This window comes from Streptomyces sp. NPDC026538 (assembly GCF_055567535.1).
The window spans coordinates 255,176-271,717 of record NZ_JBVHQG010000012.1 but is presented as its reverse complement, the minus strand read 5'-3'; the positions used below and the strand labels follow the sequence as shown (position 1 = coordinate 271,717).

At 72.1% G+C, this 16,542-nt stretch carries 15 protein-coding genes and 3 pseudogenes; 12 read left to right on the top strand and 6 right to left on the bottom strand.

Annotation, left to right across the window (positions count from 1 at the left end):
- Positions 1–50 precede the first annotated feature (50 nt).
- Positions 51–800, bottom strand: a pseudogene (locus tag ACZ4N4_RS37995) (ArsR/SmtB family transcription factor); the annotation flags it as partial.
- An 81-nt stretch (positions 801–881) separates the two neighbouring features.
- Positions 882–1,346: a pyridoxamine 5'-phosphate oxidase family protein gene (locus tag ACZ4N4_RS37990; protein ID WP_453563476.1), complete on the bottom strand. Its 465-nt coding sequence runs from the start codon at positions 1,344–1,346 to the stop codon at positions 882–884.
- A 77-nt stretch (positions 1,347–1,423) separates the two neighbouring features.
- Here ACZ4N4_RS37990 and ACZ4N4_RS37985 point away from each other — a divergent pair, with 77 nt between their 5' ends.
- Positions 1,424–2,068 (top strand): cysteine hydrolase family protein, encoded by a 645-nt coding sequence (locus ACZ4N4_RS37985; protein ID WP_453563478.1) that lies wholly within the window; start codon positions 1,424–1,426, stop codon positions 2,066–2,068.
- 8 nt (positions 2,069–2,076) lie between these two features.
- Here the strand turns inward: ACZ4N4_RS37985 and ACZ4N4_RS37980 are convergent, their stop codons facing one another.
- Positions 2,077–2,580, bottom strand: coding sequence for a Rieske (2Fe-2S) protein (locus tag ACZ4N4_RS37980; RefSeq protein ID WP_467597531.1), 504 nt, complete (start codon positions 2,578–2,580; stop codon positions 2,077–2,079).
- A 418-nt stretch (positions 2,581–2,998) separates the two neighbouring features.
- Here ACZ4N4_RS37980 and ACZ4N4_RS37975 point away from each other — a divergent pair, with 418 nt between their 5' ends.
- The 9 genes and pseudogenes from ACZ4N4_RS37975 (at position 2,999) to ACZ4N4_RS37935 (ending at position 11,243) form a co-directional block, all read left to right on the top strand.
- A complete protein-coding gene (locus ACZ4N4_RS37975) occupies positions 2,999–4,576 on the top strand; it encodes an amidohydrolase (protein WP_467597528.1) in 1,578 nt (525 codons plus the stop codon).
- 78 nt (positions 4,577–4,654) lie between these two features.
- Positions 4,655–4,867, top strand: a pseudogene (locus tag ACZ4N4_RS37970) (GMC oxidoreductase); the annotation flags it as partial.
- Between the two features lie 130 nt (positions 4,868–4,997).
- The gene (locus ACZ4N4_RS37965; protein WP_467597525.1) at positions 4,998–5,774 is read left to right on the top strand and encodes a HipA family kinase; all 777 of its coding nucleotides are present in this window, start codon (positions 4,998–5,000) and stop codon (positions 5,772–5,774) included.
- A complete protein-coding gene (locus ACZ4N4_RS37960) occupies positions 5,771–6,220 on the top strand; it encodes a DUF3037 domain-containing protein (RefSeq protein ID WP_450763328.1) in 450 nt (149 codons plus the stop codon). The genes ACZ4N4_RS37965 and ACZ4N4_RS37960 overlap by 4 nt, the downstream gene beginning before the upstream one ends.
- A gap of 152 nt (positions 6,221–6,372) precedes the next feature.
- Entirely contained in the window at positions 6,373–7,134 is a 762-nt protein-coding gene (gene fabG, locus ACZ4N4_RS37955) for a 3-oxoacyl-ACP reductase FabG (protein ID WP_351706229.1), read from the top strand.
- Between the two features lie 42 nt (positions 7,135–7,176).
- Entirely contained in the window at positions 7,177–7,938 is a 762-nt protein-coding gene (locus tag ACZ4N4_RS37950; RefSeq protein ID WP_467597522.1) for an SDR family oxidoreductase, read from the top strand.
- 232 nt (positions 7,939–8,170) lie between these two features.
- Entirely contained in the window at positions 8,171–9,748 is a 1,578-nt protein-coding gene (locus ACZ4N4_RS37945; protein WP_467597519.1) for an ABC transporter substrate-binding protein, read from the top strand.
- A 92-nt stretch (positions 9,749–9,840) separates the two neighbouring features.
- Positions 9,841–10,527 (top strand): uracil-DNA glycosylase, encoded by a 687-nt coding sequence (ung, locus tag ACZ4N4_RS37940; RefSeq protein ID WP_453564494.1) that lies wholly within the window; start codon positions 9,841–9,843, stop codon positions 10,525–10,527.
- A 212-nt stretch (positions 10,528–10,739) separates the two neighbouring features.
- Positions 10,740–11,243: a hypothetical protein gene (locus ACZ4N4_RS37935; RefSeq protein ID WP_453563493.1), complete on the top strand. Its 504-nt coding sequence runs from the start codon at positions 10,740–10,742 to the stop codon at positions 11,241–11,243.
- A gap of 623 nt (positions 11,244–11,866) precedes the next feature.
- Here the strand turns inward: ACZ4N4_RS37935 and ACZ4N4_RS37930 are convergent.
- Positions 11,867–12,370: pseudogene (locus ACZ4N4_RS37930) on the bottom strand (DinB family protein); the annotation flags it as partial.
- A 97-nt stretch (positions 12,371–12,467) separates the two neighbouring features.
- Here ACZ4N4_RS37930 and ACZ4N4_RS37925 point away from each other — a divergent pair.
- Positions 12,468–13,379 (top strand): Gfo/Idh/MocA family protein, encoded by a 912-nt coding sequence (locus ACZ4N4_RS37925; protein WP_467597517.1) that lies wholly within the window; start codon positions 12,468–12,470, stop codon positions 13,377–13,379.
- On the opposite strand, the gene lnt is transcribed toward ACZ4N4_RS37925, so the two are convergent.
- Both lnt and ACZ4N4_RS37915 read right to left on the bottom strand, forming a co-directional pair.
- Entirely contained in the window at positions 13,297–14,877 is a 1,581-nt protein-coding gene (gene lnt / locus ACZ4N4_RS37920; RefSeq protein WP_467597514.1) for an apolipoprotein N-acyltransferase, read from the bottom strand. The two genes, ACZ4N4_RS37925 and lnt, sit on opposite strands and share 83 nt — an antisense overlap.
- A 77-nt stretch (positions 14,878–14,954) precedes the next feature.
- Complete coding sequence (locus ACZ4N4_RS37915; RefSeq protein ID WP_467597511.1) at positions 14,955–15,440, bottom strand: nuclear transport factor 2 family protein; 486 nt, start codon at positions 15,438–15,440, stop codon at positions 14,955–14,957.
- Positions 15,441–15,788: 348 nt separating this feature from the next.
- Between ACZ4N4_RS37915 and ACZ4N4_RS37910 the strand changes: the two genes are divergently transcribed.
- A complete protein-coding gene (locus ACZ4N4_RS37910) occupies positions 15,789–16,529 on the top strand; it encodes an SDR family oxidoreductase (protein ID WP_467597508.1) in 741 nt (246 codons plus the stop codon).
- Positions 16,530–16,542 lie beyond the last annotated feature (13 nt).

The window sequence follows — 16,542 nt, the reverse complement described above, 5'->3', positions numbered from 1 at the left end:
CACACCCCCGCCGAGGGTCGGCCGATCATCCGGGGGCGGACCTCGGCCGTTCAGCGCAGTACGGCCGCCGGCAGGTCGGTGCCCAGTGCCGTCAGGTCGGGCAGGCTGAGCGTGTAGCGGACGTACCGGCCGTGGCGCCGGGTCGTGAGCAGGCCGGCGCGGCGCAGGACGGCGAGGTGACGGGAGACCTCGGGGGGCGAGAGGTCCCAGGCGTGGGCCAGTTCGCGGGTGGTGTGCGGGCCCCGGGCCAGCGTGCGCAGCAGCCGCAGCCGTACCGGATGCGCGAGTGCCTCCAGCCGTAGGGTGACCGTCTCCAGCGGCACCGGCTCCGTCGGGCCCGGCTCGGCCACGGGGTACTGCACCACCGGCTGCCGGCCGGGGGTGTGGACCGCCACCAGATGCGGGCGGCCGAAGACCCTCGGAATGAAGGTGACCCCGGTGCCATGGGCCGTGGTCGACTTGTCCTGCAGCTTGTCCACGATGATGCAGTCGCCGTCCGGTGCCAGGGTGACCGCCCCGGAGACCGAGGCGAGCGCCGCGCCGACGCCCTGGCGTCTCAGCACGTCGTTCTTCAGCCGCAGATCGGCGGCGAGCCGCACCGCGCTACCCGTAAAGGCGGCGTCGAAGAACCCTTCGGCACATTGTTCGAGAGTGTCGCGCAACCGGGCCCGCACCGCGGCCGGTTCCGCCGGCAGCCGTTCCGCGAAGGCCTGGGCCGGGCCCTGGCCCGCTTCCAGCTCTCCACCGGGTTCGGCCTCGCGGTCTCCCCGGCGGTCATCACCACGCTCGCGGCGCGCGGCCCGGCCGCGCTCTGGGGCACTCTGGCTGCGGGCACCCTGCTGTCCGCCGCGGCCGTCGCCACCGAGTAGGCACGAAGTTCCTCAGCTCCCCAGCTTGCGGAAGTCCCAGGAGGCGATCTTCACCGGGGTCAGCCGGGCCCAGGCGTGCCGGCCGTCGTGCGGCATCTCGTCCAGGCCGAAGTTCTTGCGGGCGAACAGCGTCTCGACGTAGTCGAGTTCGGCCACCAGCTCCCCGGTGCGCGGCACCTCGCCCACGAACTCGACGGTCCCTCTCAGCTCCACGCCGCGCAACTGGTCGTACTCCTCACCGGAGTCGACCACGACCGCCACCCGTGGGTCGCGGCTCAGGTCCTTCCAGCGCTGACTGCGCACCACCGAGTACAGCCACAGCGACTTGCCGTCCCAGGCGAACCACAGGGCGCTCACATGCGGGGCGCCGGACGCCGACACGGTCGCCACCCGGCAGGTGCGCTGTGTGGTGAGGAACTCGTCCAGCTCACCGGGCGTCATCATGATCTTCCGGCCCCGGCGCTGCGTGTCGGTCATGCGGCCCCTCTTCTTCCGTTCCCGCGCAATGCTGGTTAGTCTCGCCCGCCCCGCACCAAGGCGGAAGGGGGCGTCATATGCCGTCGTACGAACGGCTCGCGGAGCTCATCGATCCCGTGAGCACCGTCCTGCTCACCGTGGAGTGCCAGCAGGGCGTGGTCGGCCCGCAGAGCGCGCTGCCCGAACTCGCCCACGAGGCCCGGGCGTCGGGCGCCCTCGCCAACATCGCCCGGCTGGTCGCCGCCGCGCACGACACCGGCGTCCAGGTGATCCACGCGCTCGCCGAACGCCGTCCCGACGGCCGGGGCGCGAACCGCAACGCCCGTCTGTTCCGGGCCGCCGAGCGGCTGCCCGTCCAGCAGCTCTCCGGCACCGCGGCGGTCCGCGTGGCGCCCCCCATCGAGGTCTCGGAGGAGGACCTGGTGGTACGGCGGCTGCACGGCCTGTCGCCGATCCAGGGGACCGACGTCGACCCGCTGCTGCGCAACCTCGGCTGCCGCACCCTGATCGTCACCGGGGTCTCGGCCAACGTGGCCGTCCCCAACGCCGTGTTCGACGCGGTGAACCGGGGCTACACGGCCGTCGTCCCGGCCGACGCCATCGCGGGAGTGCCCTCCGAGTACACCCCCGCGATGGTCCGCAACACCCTCGCGCTGGTCGCCACGGTCGCGACCACCGACGAGGTGCTGGGCTGCCTCAAGAACCCACGCGGGCGGACCTGAGCCGAGGGTCAGGCCAGCGTGATCTGGTCACCGGAGACGGTGATGTTCGCGGCCGTCAGACCCGTCGTCGCCGGGCCCTTCTTCACGCTGCCGTCGGCGATGGCGAACTGGCTGCCGTGGCACGGGCACACGATCGCGCCGTCGGCCACGCTGGACACCGCGCAGCCGGCGTGCGGGCACTTCGTCGAGAACGCCTTGTAGGTGCCCGACGTCGGCTGGGTCACGACCACGGCCTGGTCCTTGTAGATCGTGCCGCCGCCCTCGGGTATGTCCGTGGTCTTGGCGAGCGCGGCACCACCGGCCGCCGCCGTGGAGGTGTCGGTCGAGCCGCCCGAGCCGTTGCTGTCCTGGGTGGTGGAGCCACCGCCCGCGTTGCTGGTGGTCGTCGAGCCCGACGAGTCGTCGGACGACCCGCAGGCGGTCAGCGCGGCGGCGAGCCCCGCCGCTCCGGCCGCCGCCACGATCGTACGGCGGGCCGGTTTGGCCGAGGGGTTGAACGATGCGCTGGTCATGTGAGGGGTTCCCTTCCGCGGAGCTTCTCGTTGATCCGTCCAGGGGTACGGTCTTCGGGCCGCGCCTGTTCAGACGGCATCCCCGATAGTGACCACCCGGACATGAGCGCCCGGTGAAAGAGCGCTGTCGGTTCCCTGTCGGCGTCCGCGGGCCGGCGCCCGATTCAGGACGAGACGGACCGTGTCGCCCCGAGGGAGCGTCAGATGCCGGGTACGGGTCGGGCCGCGGCAGATGGGTAAGGCACCCTAAGTTTGTTTGGCTGTGGCTGTGGCTGTGGCTGTGGCTGTCGCTGTCGGGCGGCGGCGTCGCGTGCCTTCGCCGGGGGATCATGCCGTGACGGCCCACCGCTGGTCCCGGCGGGCGGCCACGGCCGCGGCGTCCCGGCCGAGGCCGGCTGCCGCCGCAGAGGGAGGCTCGATGACGGACTTCGCAGGCACGTCGCGTGGGCCGGTGGCGCAGACACCGCCCCGGGCAACGGCGTTGACGCTCGCCCGGGTGCGACTCGGAGCGGGCGGACCGCTCGTCCGCGTGCGGGTGGCGGACGGCAGGATCACCCATGTGGCCGCGGAGCAGGAGGCCCCGGCGTCCCCGGGGTTCGTCGCGGGGGACAGGTTCCTGGCGTCCGCCGGGCTCGTCGCGGGCGACCGGGTCCTCGATCTGGACGGGCGGGTCCTCCTGCCCGGTCTGTGGGACGCCCACGTCCATCTCGCCGAGTGGGCCAGCGCGCGCCGCCGGCTCGATCTGTCCGGCACCTCCTCCGCGCGGGAGGTGGCCGACCGGGTGCGCGACCACGGCCGTGCGGCCCCCGGCGGGTCGGTGCTGTTCGGATACGGCTTCCGGGACGGGCTCTGGAGCGACGCCCCGCACAAGGAGCTGCTCGACGCGGTCCTGCCGGACCGTCCGGTCGCCCTGGTCAGCGCCGACCTGCACACCGTGTGGCTGAACTCCGCCTGCCTGGCCCTCGCCGGGCGGGGCGACCACCCGACCGGCCTGGTCCGGGAGCACGAAGGACACGTGGTCCTCTCGGGCCTTCCCGAGGCACCGGCCGAGACGGTGGACGGCTGGGTCGCCGACGCCTGCCGGGCCGCCGCCGCCCGCGGGGTCACCGGCGTCATCGACTTCCAGTTCGGCGACACCGTGGGCGCCTGGGAGCGGCGCTCGGCGGACGTCCCGCCGGCCGTGCGGGTGGCCGCGGCCGTCTACCCGGGCCACCTGGACGCGGCGCTGGCGCGCGGACTGCGCACCGGGTCCCGGATCGGCGCGCACGGGGAGTTGGTGCGGGTCGGCCCGCTCAAGCTCTTCACGGACGGCTCGCTCAACACCCGTACCGCGCTCTGCCGCGACCCCTACCCCGGCCTGGAAGGTACCGACGGCGCGCACGGCATCGAGCAGACGCCACCGGACGAGCTGGTGCGGCTCATGCGGCGGGCCGCCGCCCACGGCATCGAACCCGCGGTGCACGCCATCGGCGACCGTGCCAACACCGCGGCCCTCAACGCCTTCGAAGCCGTCCGCTGCCGTGGCCGGATCGAACACGCCCAGCTGCTGAGCCCCGAAGACCTGCCGCGCTTCGCGGAGCTGGACGTCGTCGCGGGGGTGCAGCCCCGGCACGCCACGGACGACCGGGACGTGGCCGACCGCTACTGGGCCGGCCGCACCGAACGCGCCTTCGCCTACGCCGACCTGCTGGCCGCCGGGGCGCGGCTGGAGTTCGGCTCGGACGCCCCCGTCTCACCGCTCGACCCCTGGCTCGCCGTCGCGTCGGCCGTCAGCCGCACCGACGACGGCCGCCCCGCCTGGCATCCGGAACAGCGCCTGCCGGTACCGGACGCGCTGGCCGCGGCGGCGCGCGGACGCCGCCTCATCAGGGTCGCGGACCCCGCCGACCTGGTGGTCGTGGACGCGGATCCGCTGACGGCGGACCCGGACACCCTGCGGGCGATGCCGGTGCACGCCACGATGACCGACGGCCGCTGGACCCACGGGCCGTACTGAGCCCGCTCCGCGACGGTGTCGCCGACCGCGCTCGACGACCGGTCACGGGAAGCCCCGTGGCCCGAACGGGACCGTACCGGAGTCGAAGGACTCCGTGTGGTCGACGCCTCGGTGATGCCGACCGTCGTCAGCGGAAACACCGACGCTCCCACGATCATGATCGCCGAGAGGGCGGCCGATCTGATCGGGGAGTGGCGCCGCGGTCAGGGCTTCGAACCACCCCCGGTGGCCGGAGGCCGGCGGTCCGGTCAGGAGCCCCCGGCCGACGGCGCCGCGGACCAGGGAGACTGACTCTTTTCCGGGGCGGTCTCCTGCGATCACCCTCGGTTACTATGCTCACTTCATGCCGGAGGCCGGGGCCCAGCGGCACACCGAGGCCGGCGGCGGATCGCGCAGTTGAAGAGACGGGTGGCCTGGGACAGTGTTGAGAGAGGTCATCGCGACCCGCTATGTCACGCCCTTGCGTGAGGGTGGCTCACTGCCGGGGCTCATCGAGGCCGACGACTTCGGGACGTACGTCATGAAGTTCACCGGCGCGGGGCAGGGCCGCAAGACACTGGTCGCCGAGGTGGTCTGCGGTGAACTCGCCCGCCGGCTCGGGTTCCGGATGCCCCGTCTGGTCACCGTCGAACTGGACCCGGTGCTGGGGCTCGGCGAACCCGAGCAGCAGGTGCAGGACCTGCTGCGGGGGAGCGGCGGCACCAACCTCGGCATGGACTTCCTGTCCGGCGCCCTCGGCTTCGACCCGCTCGCCTTCGCGGTGAGCCCCGAGGAGGCCGGGCGGATCGTCTGGTTCGACGCGCTGATCAACAACGTCGACCGCTCCTGGCGCAACCCCAACCTGCTGGTGCACCGTGGCGACCTGTGGCTCATCGACCACGGCGCCACCATGATCTGGCAGCACAACTGGCCCGCCGCCGAGGCCTCCGCCGCCCGCGCCTACGACGCCGCCGACCACGCGCTGAGCGGCTTCGCCCCCGATGTCCGGGCCGCCGCCGCCGAGTTGGCGCCCCGGGTCACCGAGGACCTGCTCGCCGAGGTCACCGCCGAGGTCCCCGACGTCTGGCTGGCCGACGAACCCGGCTTCGACACCCCCGACGACCTGCGGCGGACCTACGCCCGGCCGCTGCTCGCCCGGGCCGCCGTCATCCATGAGCGCATCACCGGCGTCGAGCTTCGCACCAAGGGAGCAAAGTGAGCCAGACCCACATCCACGTGGCCGGACATGTGGTCGAGCGCCACATCACCCGGTCCGGCCAGGGCGGCGACCGGGATGTCTTCGAGTACGCCCTGCTGCGTGTGGTACCCCGCGTGGAGCGCGGCGAGTGCATCAACGCGGGCGTGATCGTCTACTGCCGGGCCAAGGCCTACGTCGGCGCCCGCACCCATCTCGACGAGGCCCGGCTGCTGGCCCTGGACCCGGACGCGGACCTCGCCGGGGTACGGGCCGCGCTCGGGGCCGTCGAGGCCGTCTGCGCGGGCGGGGAGGCGGCCGGGCACGCGGCGGCCGACGATCCGGGGCGGCGCTTCCGCTGGCTCGTGGCGCCCCGCTCGACGGTCGTGCAGCCCGGACCCGTACACACCGGACTCACCCTCGACGCGGCGGCCGAGACCGAGCGGTTGCTCGACCTCCTGGTGAGGTAATGGATCACACCCGCGCGGTGTGACGTTGACACCGCGTGCCAGGGCTTCTAGCGTCACGTCTACTGAAGGTACTAAGCGGTCGCTCACCGCAGGGCGGGCTCCGTGAGCGGGCTCACTCGATCAGGTTCTCTCAAGGGCGAGGAGACACAGGAATGTCCACCACAGAGCAGCGGGTCGCGGTCGTCACCGGTGCGGCACGCGGGATCGGCGCCGCCACCGCCGTACGACTGGCCGCCGAGGGCCGCGCGGTCGCCGTGATCGACCTCGACGAGGCCGCCTGCAAGGACACCGTGGAGAAGATCACCGCGGCCGGCGGCAAGGCGATCGCGGTCGGCGCCGACGTCTCCGACGAGGCCCAGGTCGCCGCCGCGATCACCCGGGTCGTCGAGGAGCTGGGCGCCCCTACCATCCTGGTCAACAACGCCGGCGTACTCCGCGACAACCTGCTGTTCAAGATGTCCGCGTCCGACTGGGACACGGTTCTGAACGTGCACCTGCGCGGTTCCTTCCTGATGACCAAGGCCGTCCAGCAGCACATGGTCGAGGCCGGCTGGGGCCGGGTCGTCAACCTGTCCTCCTCCTCCGCGCTCGGCAACCGCGGCCAGGCCAACTACTCCGCCGCCAAGGCCGGTCTGCAGGGCTTCACCAAGACCCTCGCCATCGAGCTCGGCAAGTTCGGCATCACCGCCAACGCCGTCGCCCCCGGCTTCATCGCCACCGAGATGACCAAGGCCACCGCCGAGCGCGTGAAGATGGGCTTCGAGGAGTTCAAGGCCGCCGCCGCCACCCAGATCCCGGTACAGCGCGTCGGCGAGCCCGAGGACATCGCCAACGCCATCGCCTTCTTCACGAACGAGGCAGCCGGGTTCGTCTCCGGCCAGGTGCTGTACGTGGCCGGCGGACCGCTGGACTAGCGGGCACCAGGGACTCTCCAGGGACTATCGAGGATCACGGACATGACTGAACTGCCCGAGCTTTCCGGCAAGGTCGCCATCATCACCGGCGCCAGCCGCGGTATCGGCTACGGCGTCGCCGAGGCGCTGATCGCCCGAGGTGACCGGGTCGCCATCACCGGCCGCAACGAGGACGCGCTCAAGGAGGCCGTGGAGAGCCTGGGCTCCGAGCGCGTCATCGGCATCGCCGGCAAGGCCCACGACCTGGCCCACCAGAGCGAGGTCGTCGACCGCACCATGGAGGCCTTCGGCCGGGTCGACTTCCTGGTCAACAACGCCGGCACCAACCCGGTGTTCGGCCCGATCGCCGACGTCGACCTGGACGTGGCCCGCAAGGTGTTCGAGACCAACGTGGTCTCGGCCCTCGGCTTCGCCCAGAAGACCTGGCACGCCTGGCAGAAGGAGAACGGCGGCGCCATCGTCAACATCGCCTCCGTCGCCGGTCTTTCGGCCTCGCCGTTCATCGGCGTGTACGGCATCAGCAAGGCCGCGATGATCAACCTGACCCAGCAGCTGGCGCACGAGTTCGCACCGGGCGTCCGGGTCAACGCGATCGCCCCCGCGGTCGTGAAGACCAAGTTCGCGGAGGCTCTCTACGAGGGCCGGGAGGCGGAGGCCGCGGCGGGCTACCCGCTCCAGCGGCTCGGCGTGCCCTCCGACATCGGCGGCGCCGCCGCGTTCCTGACGTCGGAACAGTCCGACTGGGTCACGGGCCAGACCCTCGTCGTCGACGGCGGCATCTTCCTCAACGCCGGCGTGGCCTGACGGCACCACAGGCCGTCCGGGCCGCCTCCGGGCGTCGTCTTCGTCACAGACATTTCGTCCCAGAAATGACGGAAACGACGCCCGGACCGCCGTACAAGATCCGCACAGCTGAATGACAACGTCGTCATAGCACATTCGATCAACGCCCGTGTTTCCGGGGCGGTTCAAGGAGGACAACGCTGCGGTATGGTCTGCCGCCGACCCCTGGTATGGCGGATCGAGGAGCGAGCGCGTGTTCAACCGGAACCGAGGCCTTCGAAGAGTGGCCGCTGTCGCGTCCATAGCCCTGGTGGCCGGCTGCGGAGTGTTCTCCAGCACCGGTACGGGTGACAGCGGGCCGATCGTCGTCGGGACCACCAGTGCCCCCAGCACCCTCGACCCCGCCGGCTCCTGGGACGGCTCCTGGGAACTGTTCCGGAACATCTACCAGACCCTGCTCGCCTACCCCGACGGCGCCACCACCCCGCAGCCCGACGCCGCCGAGAAGTGCGCCTTCACGGACTCCGGCAACCGCACCTACCGCTGCGAACTGCGCTCCGGCCTGAAGTTCGCCGACGGCGACCCGCTCGACGCCGAAGCCGTGAAGTACTCCATCGACCGGATCCGGACCATCAACGCGCCCAGCGGACCCGCCGGACTGCTCGGCAGCCTCGACCGGGTGCAGGCGCTCGGCGACCGTGAGGTGGTCTTCCACCTCGACAAGGCCGACGCCACCTTCCCGTTCGTGCTCGCCACCCCGGCCATGTCGATCGTCGACCCCGACGACTACCCCGCCAAGTCGCTGCGCCAGGACGACTCGGTGCACGGCTCCGGGCCGTACACCCTCAAGTCGTACGACGACGGCAAGCGGGCCGAACTCGTCCGCAACGACCGCTACCAGGGCTTCGCCGACCCGCAGAACGACGCGGTGACCATCCGCTACTTCCAGGACTCGGCCACCATGGTCAAGGCCCTGCGGTCCGGGGACATCGACGTCACCTACCGCGGCCTCGCCGCCGCCGACATCGTCGCCCTGGAGGCGCACACCGACACCGACCTGCAACTGGTCGACGGCACCGGCACCGACATCAGCTACCTGGTGTTCAACCCCAAGGACCCCTGGGCGAAGGTGCCCGCCGTGCGCAAGGCCGTCGCCCAGCTCGTCGACCGTGCCGCGATCGCCCACACCGTCTACAAGGACACCGTCGACCCGCTCTACTCCATGGTCCCGGCGGGGCTGACCGGCCACACCACCGGCTTCTTCGACGACTACGGCGACCCCAGCACCTCCAAGGCCCGCAAGATCCTCGCCGACGCCGGCATCACCCAGAAGGTCCCGCTCACCTTCTGGTACACCACCGACCGCTACGGCTCCGAGACCGGCCGGATGTTCCAGGAGCTCAAGCAACAGCTGGACGACTCCGGGCTGTTCACCATCACCCTCAGAAGCCGTCCCTGGAAGACCTACGTCGTCGGCTACCAGAAGGGCGAGTACCCGGTGTTCGGGCGCGGCTGGTTCCCGGACTTCCCCGACGCGGACAACTTCATCGCCCCGTTCGTCGGCGAGCAGAACGCCCTCGGGACGCCGTACCCGTCGCCCGTGATCACCGGCAGGCTGCTGCCCGAGTCGCGCACCGAGAGCGACCGCGGCGAGGTCATCAAGGAGTTCGAGGAGGCCCAGCAGATCCTCGTGAACGACGCCTGGCTGATCCCGCTGTGGCAGGGGCGGCAGTACGTCGCGGCCAGCGACGACATCTCCGGCGGCGAGCAGGCGCTCGACCCGTCGACGATCATGATGATGTGGGAGCTGCACCGCAAGACCAGCTGGTGAACCGGCGTGCGAGGGCGATTGTCAGTGGCCGCCTGTAGGTTCTTGGGCATCGGCAGGAACTGCAAGTGACCGAACATCGTGAGGACGTTGACGTGACCGACATCGCCATGCTGCCCGAGTCCTGGCGCGGGGTGCTGGGCGACGAACTGCAGCAGCCCTACTTCAAGGAGCTGACCGAGTTCGTCGAGGAGGAGCGGGCGAAGGGCCCCGTCTACCCACCGCGCGAGGAGGTCTTCGCCGCGCTGGAGGCGACGCCGTTCGACCAGGTCAAGGTGTTCGTCCTCGGTCAGGACCCGTACCACGGCGAGGGCCAGGGCCATGGCCTGTGCTTCTCGGTCCGCCCCGGGGTGAAGATCCCGCCGTCCCTGCGGAACATCTACAAGGAGATGAAGGAGGAGCTGGGCTGGGAGGAGACCCCGGACAACGGCTATCTGATGCCGTGGGCCCAGCAGGGCGTGCTGCTGCTCAACGCGGTGCTCACGGTCCGTGCCGGTGAGGCCAACTCCCACAAGAACAAGGGCTGGGAGAAGTTCACGGACGCGGTGATCCGCGCGGTCGCCGAGCGGCCCGACCCTGCGGTCTTCGTCCTCTGGGGCGGTTACGCGCGGAAGAAGCTCCGCCTGATCGACGAGACCCGGCACGTGGTGGTCCAGGGCGCCCACCCGTCCCCGCTCTCGGTGAAGAAGTTCCTCGGCTCCCGTCCCTTCACCCAGATCAACGAGGCCGTCGCGGCGCAGGGCCACGAGCCGATCGACTGGCGCATCCCGAACCTGGGCTGAACACGCGCGGCCGGGTGTCGGTCCTATGCGGGTGCCGGTCGGCGGGGGCGTCGGAGCCAGGGGAGCATCGGGCCGACGGGGCGGGGGCCGCGTGGGGCGGCCGGTGCGCCGGCGGGTGGGGACACGTTGGGTTCGGGGTGGGTCGGATGGCTCTGCGGGGCCCCGGTGGCGGTTAGCGTCGTCGGAGACAGCCGGCGAGCTCGGAGGACGCGGTGGCGGAGCGACAGGAGCGCACGGCACCCGATGCCGTGCTCACACGGATCGGGCAGGTCGTGATGCTGCACCACGCCGGGGACCGTGAGGAGGCCCGCCGTCGCCTGCTCGACCTGTGGGCCGAGCTGGGCGAACACGGCGAGCCGTTGCACCGCTGCACCCTGGCCCACTATCTGGCCGACACCCAGGACGACCCGTCCGACGAACTCGCCTGGGACCTGAGGGCGTTGTCGGCGGCGGACGAGGCCGAGGGAGCGGAGGGGCTGCGCGGCTTCTACCCCTCGCTGCATCTCAACCTCGCCGCCGACTACGTCAAGCTCGGCCGCGCCGAGGCCGCCCGCACCCATCTGCGCCGGGCCCGCGGCGCGGCCGCCGCCGCCCTCGGCGATGACGGTTACGGCGACGGGGTGCGGGCCGCGATCAGCCGCCTGGAGCTGCGGCTGGGCGAGGACGACACACCGGACGGCGACTCCTGGGGCCCACCACGGCAGCGGCCGAACTAGCGGCGGTCCGTTCGATCGCCGTTCACCGCGCCCTTGCCGGCGCCTCCTCAACGCCCGTACGTCTGCTCGCAGATCTGTGCCTGGGGGCTGTCCGAGGGCCAGCCGCCGTACTGTCTGCCGAGGGCGCACACGTCCGGGGTCTTCGGCACGGGCCCGGAGAGGCCGGGGAGGTCGGGCTGTGGGGTGCGGGCCCGTGGTGGGCGGGGATGCGGGGCGGCCGCCCGCGGGGCGGGGGACCGGTGGTGGGCCGGTGGCTGGGGCGCCGGGCTGTGGGCGGCGCTCGGTGTGGCCCGGGGGGCCGGGCGGGACGGGCCGACCATCTCCAGGGCCTCCTTGACCGGCGCCTGCACCACCCGGGGCTCGGCGGTGCCGTCCGGGCGGGGCACCGACGGCTGCGAGGGCGCCGCGCCGGGCGCCGCCGGACGCTGGACCGTCACGCAGCCCGCGAGGGCCGAGACGGTCACGGTGACCAGAAGCGCTGCGGTGGTGGTCGTTCGATGCACCCGCGCAACTCTGCTGGGTCCGCGCGGAGGTTGACACCGCCGACAGGAGTTTGGTGCCCCGCACGGGTGATCTCGTGCCCCGTACGGGGGACCGGCGGATGCGAGGCTGACGTCAGGCGCCGTCACGCCGTCGAGGCGCTCCCGGATCAGGTCGGCGTGGCCGTTGTGCCGGGCGTACTCCTCGATCATGTGGGTGTGGATCCAGCGCAGGCTGGGCTGCTTCCCGGTGCGGCGGTGGCGGCCCTTGGAGAGGTCGTCCAGGCCGAAGTCGGCCGCGTTGCGCCGGGCGGCCTCGATCTCGGCCTGCCAGCTCGCGTACGCCTCCTGCCAGGTGTCCGCCGCGCCGAAGTGGAACTCGCCGTCCGGCTCCTCGTCGCTCCAGTAGAGCGGGGGCGCCGCCTCGCCGGCGAGCACCCTGCGGTACCAGGACCGCTCCACGTCGGCCATGTGCCGCACCAGCCCCATGAGGGACAGCGGGGACGGCTCCACCGAGGCGATGGCGAGCTGGGCGTCGGTCAGACCCGCGCACTTCATCGCGAGGGTCTGCCGGTGGAACTCCAACCAGCCCTCCAGCATGGTGCGTTCGTCGGCGTCGAAGGCGGGTGAACGGCGTTCGGTCGTCATGCCGGGCATCCTCGCCCACCCGGGCCCGATCCCACCACGGATTATCGGCCCGTATGCTTCCCGACAGGCACGTAGGCAACCGCGAGAGGGAGCGTCAGTGAAGGTCGGCTGCATCGGACTCGGCGACATCGCGCGGAAGGCGTATCTGCCGGTGCTGGGCGCCCAGCCGGGCCTCGAACTCCATCTCCAGACCCGTAACCCGGCCACCCTCACCGAGGTCGCCGACAGCCTGCGGCTGCCCGCCGACCGCCGGCACGCGACCATCGAGGACCTCCTCGCCCAGGATCTCGACGCCGCCTTCGTGCACGCGGCCACGGTCGCCCACCCCGAGATCGTCTCCCGGCTCCTGGAGGCGGGCGTACCGACGTACGTCGACAAGCCCCTCGCCTACCGACTCGACGACTCCGCGCGCCTTGTGACGCTCGCCGAGGCGCGGAACGTGTCGCTGTCCGTCGGCTTCAACCGGCGCCACGCCCCCGGTTACGTCCAGTGCGCCGACCACCCGCGCGAGCTGATCCTGATGCAGAAGAACCGCGTCGGGCTGCCCGAGGAACCCCGCGTGATGATCCTCGACGACTTCATCCATGTCGTCGACACCCTGCGCTTCCTGGTCCCCGGCCCGGTCGACGACGTCACCGTCCGCGCCCGGGTCGCCGAGGGCCTGCTGCACCACGTGGTCCTGCAACTGTCCGGGGACGGCTTCACCGCGCTCGGTGTGATGAACCGGCTCAGCGGCTCGGCGGAGGAGATCCTGGAGGTCTCCGGTCAGGACACCAAGCGCCAGGTCCTCAACCTCGCCGAGGTCATCGACCACAAGGGGCAGCCGACGGTCCGGCGGCGCGGCGACTGGGTGCCGGTCGCCCGGCAGCGCGGCATCGAACAGGCCGTGCTCGGCTTCCTCGACGCCGTCCGTGCCGGCAAGGTGCTCAGCGCCCGGGACGCACTGGCGACTCATGAGCTGTGCGAGCAGGTGGTACGAGAGGTCCAGCGGTACCCCGGCGCAGCCTGACCGCCCGCAGCCGCAGGGCCTCGCTCACACAGAAGCCGGCCAGCACCAGCAGCGCGCCGTCCACCGTCCAGTCGCCGTACCGCACGAACGGCGTGACACCGCGGGCGATCGGCACCTCGTAGACCCGCGCCGTGCCGGCGTCCGTGCCCAGCCACGGGCCCAGCCGCTCCCCGCCCGGGCCGTACACCGCGGAGACGCCGGTCAGTGTGGCGTGGACCATGGTGCGGCCGGTCTCGGCGGCCCGCAGGGCGGCCAGCGAGGCATGCTGTTCGGGGGCCCAGCTGTGCTGGAACGACGAGGTCGACGTCTGGCCTATCAGCACCTCGGCGCCGTCCTGGGCGAGATGCCGGCTCATGTCGGGGAACGCGGTCTCGAAACAGACCATGGGCCCGACCCGCAGCCCGTGGCCGACGTTCATCACCACCTGCTCGGTGCCGCGGCGCCGGTCCTCGCCGGCCGCCTTGCCGACCGAGGTGGCCCAGCCGAGCAGCGAACGGGCCGGTATGTACTCGCCGAAGGGGACCAGTCGCATCTTGTCGTACCGGTCCCCGGTCGGGCCGTCCGCGCCCACCAGGAGGGAACTCTTGTATATACCGGGCCGGTCGGAGCGCCGGGCGTCCACGTTGACCAGGATGTCCGCGCCGGTCTCCCGGGAGAGGGCGGCGATCCGCCGGGCGAGATCGGGCCGGTCACCGAGGTCGTACCCGACGCTGCTCTCACCCCAGACGATCAGGTCGGGGCGCTGCCCGGCCAGTTGCCGGGTCAGCTGCTCCTCGCGGGCGAAACGCCGGTCGCCGCTGTCGGTGCCGTCGACGATGCCGGGCTGCACGAGGGCGATACGGACGTGACCGTCGACGTCCGGGCGCGGTGACCAGACCCAGGCGGCGGAGGTCGCCGCGGCCGTGGCCACCAGCGAGGCCACCGCCGGCATCCGCGCCTCGCGCACGGAGACCAGCACCGTCAGCGCCACGTTGACGGCCACCACCAGGAAGCTCAGCAGCCACACCCCGCCCACGGAGGCCAGCCGCAGCGCGGGCGTCACCTGCCACTGGGTGGCGCCGAGCATGCCCCACGGGCCGCCCAGCCCCTGCCAGGACCGCACCAGTTCCACCATCAGCCAGCCCGACGGCAGCACCAGCACCGCGATCGCGGCCCGCCCCGGTGACGGTGTCCCGCCCAGCAGCCGGCGCGTCACCAGGCCCCAGGGCGCCCAGAGCACGCTCAGCAGGCCGGCGATCAGGAAGATGAAGACGTGCAGGCTCGGCAGCAGCCAGTGGTGCACGGCGACCATGAACCCGAACCCGCCGCACCAGCCGTCGTACGCCGCCCGCCGCCCGGTCGGTGCCGAGCGCGCCAGGAGCAGCCAGGGGATCAGGGCGACATAGGCGAACCACCACAACGACGGTGCGGGAAAGGCCAGTACCGGCAGCGCGCCCGTGAGCGCCGCCACGCAGGAACGCCGCCAAGGGGAGGTGAGCCAGCGCTCGACGGTCCTCATGCGTCGCCTCCTGCCTGTCGGGGCCTTCCAGTGTGCGGGACCGGCGGGGATCTCCGACAGGGGGCATGGGCGCGAGGTCAGTCCGGTACGACCGCCGCGCGCTGGTCGCTCATCCTGCGCCACTTCTCCTCGACGACCACCTGACGCAGCCGCCAGCCGTCCCGGGTGCGCAGGAAGGCGAAGGCGTAGCGCCCGCCGCACACGAAGTCCGGGGCCGTGGAGGCGCCGTCGCCGCCGGCGAACCGCATGGGGTTGATGTAGTCGGCCTGGAGGTGGGCGGTGTCCCCGGCGTCGTGCTCCAGGATGCCGAACCGCACCTGACGGTTGACGATCAGATGCTGCCGCATCGAGAACAGTGTGAGGCTCTCCGAGAGCCACCCGGCCACCTGCCCGGCGTCCCCCTCGATCCCGCCGGCCGACCGGTAGTCGGCCCGCCCGTCCGCGGTGAACAGTCTGCGGTACGCCGTCCAGTCCCCGTCGTCGACGGCCACCGCGTAGTCGGTGACCAGTCCGTCCACGGCCAGCCGGTCCATCACGGTCGCGAGCTCCACGCGCTGCGTCATCGGCTCAGTGTTGGGCACGGGGCGACCACAGCCAAGGGGTGCGCGCGATATGCGGGTGATATTCGGCGATGTTCGAACCGAACCGGTCCCGGCCTCGGCCACCTGCACGACCAGCGGACCCGACGGGAACGCGAGTTCGACTAACTCCCCGGCCATTCCCGCGGAGCACAGCGGACGACCTCGCATCGAACACCGTCGGCCCGTACCGATTCCCTTGGGTGCGGTCGGCGGAGCCGGCTCCGCGGACCCGCTGTCGCCCGAGGAGTGGCCGCGCCCGGCGGCCGGCCGGGCACCTGTGTGTCTTGAGCCGCCGTAAGATCATCGCTCGGTCGGTCTCAGGAGGCTCGTATGGCACGTCCCGTCACGGTCGTCACCGGCGGGAGCCGCGGTATCGGCGCCGCGACCTGCCTGCGGCTCGCGGCCGATGGGCATGATCTCGTGATCGGGTACGTCCGGGACGCGGGCGCCGCCGAGGCGGTCGCGGAGGGGGTGCGCAAGGGCGGGGCGCGCTGTGCCGTCGTAGCGGTGGACACGGCCGTGGAAGCCGATGTGGAGCGGCTGTTCGACACGGCGGAACGGGAACTCGGTGCTGTCACCGGGCTGGTCAACAACGCTGCCGTGACCGGGCCGTTGGGGCGGCTCGCGGATACGGAGAGCGCCGACCTGCGGCGGGTCGTCGAGGTCAATCTGCTGGGTGCGCTGCTGTGTTCACGCCGGGCGGCCCGGCTGATGGCGGCGCGGGGGAACGGGGCGATCGTGAACGTGTCCTCGGCGGCGGCCACGCTCGGCAGTCCCGGCGAGTACGTCCACTACGCGGCGACGAAGGCGGCCGTCGACGCTCTGACGGTGGGTCTCGCCAAGGAGCTGGGACCGGACGGGGTGCGGGTCAACGCGGTCGCGCCCGGCGCCGTCGACACCGACATGCACGCGGCGATGGGCGACCCCGGCCGGGCCCGACGGATCGGCGCCGCGGTGCCGTTGGGGCGGCCTGGCCGGCCGGAGGAGATCGCCGCCGCCATCGCCTGGCTGCTGTCGCCGGAGGCCTCCTACACGACGGGTGCGGTGCTGCGGGTCTCCGGCGGACGCTGAACCCGGTCCCCGG